This window comes from Schinkia azotoformans LMG 9581 (assembly GCF_000307855.1).
In the GTDB taxonomy this organism is placed as follows: Bacteria; Bacillota; Bacilli; order Bacillales; family Bacillaceae_J; genus Schinkia; species Schinkia azotoformans.
In genome coordinates, this window is record NZ_AJLR01000166.1 from 1 (window position 1) to 1272 (window position 1272).

The window sequence follows — 1272 nt, forward strand, 5'->3', positions numbered from 1 at the left end:
TTTACGGCTATAAAGTAGGTGAGTATTCATCAATCAAAGAACTTAATGTGACGTTAAGTCAAGTTTTTAGAGTAACAAACGTAGAATTTTAATCTATTTATTTTAAGCACTTACCTTTTCAAATTGATTAGGTGTAAGATACCCTAAACTTTGATGGATTCGTTTTGAATTATAAAAGGCTTCGATGTACCAGAAAATACTCTGATAGGCTTCTTCAAAGTTCTTATATTTAAATTGATACACCCACTCTCTTTTTAAATGTCCATGCCAAGATTCAAGACTGGCATTATGATAAGGGTATCCCCTTCGACTGAAAGAGTGAGTCATCCCATAATACTTAAGCAACTCTTCATACTCTAGACTCGTATACTGGCTTCCTTGGTCAGAATGAAGAATAACAGCTTCTGGATAGTCTTGTGATTTAATGGCCTTATTTAAAGTTCTTTGCACTAATTCTACAGTCATTCGCTTGCCCAAATCCCAAGCAATGACTTTTTTAGTATAACGATCCATAATGGTTGAGAGATAAGCCCATCCTTGTTGAGTAGGAATATAAGTAATGTCGGTTGACCAAACCTTATTCTTCTTTGTAGGTTCAGTCTGTATGAGATTTTTTCGATTGATGTGATCACTTAGTGAGTATCCAGGCTTAAATTTCTTAATGACTACAGACTTGAGTTGAAGTTGCTTCATTAGCTTCTGTACCAGTTTTAACCCGACTTTTTCCCCTTGTTTAAGTAGAAGATGATGAATTTTAGGAGCACCATAGATTCCTCGGTTAGCATTGAAGAGTTGAGAAATTTTGAGTGACAGGTATTGTCTCCTTAATTGAGTTTTAGATGGATGTCGGTTAATCCGTTCATAATAACTTGATTCAGGAACATCAAGGAGTTGACAGCTTAGTCTGACATTGAGTGCTAAAGTTTGTATGGTTTGAGCCATATCCGCAGCACTCACTTCTTTTTCTCGGCGAATATGGTCAATACTTTTTTTAAGATGTCTCGTTCTTCCTTAACTTTAGCCAGTTGTCTTTTTAATTCTAGAAAATCAGCTTTAGAGACGGAGCTTTCATTAGATTTAGAGTAGAGGTCTATCCATTTATAAATTGTTGCAGGGGCCACGTCGTATTCTTTAGACAGCTGGGTGACGGATTGACCAGAATGATAGAAGGCGATAAGGGTTTCTTTAAATTCTTTTGAGTAGCGTTTTTGCATGTTTTTGTCCTTTGTCTAAATTATACAATAGTGACTCTAAGATTTAAGGATAACATCA

The 1272-nt window shown here is 35.7% G+C and carries 1 protein-coding gene; it reads right to left on the reverse strand.

Annotated elements, in window-relative coordinates; translation table 11 throughout:
- Window positions 1–102: 102 nt before the first annotated feature.
- Window positions 103–1214, reverse strand: a protein-coding gene (locus BAZO_RS22540; RefSeq protein ID WP_088792927.1) for an IS3-like element IS981 family transposase whose coding sequence is annotated in 2 segments (ribosomal slippage) — window positions 103–998 and window positions 998–1214 — 1113 coding nt in all. Because the reading frame shifts where the segments join, the coding sequence is not laid out codon by codon here.
- Window positions 1215–1272 lie beyond the last annotated feature (58 nt).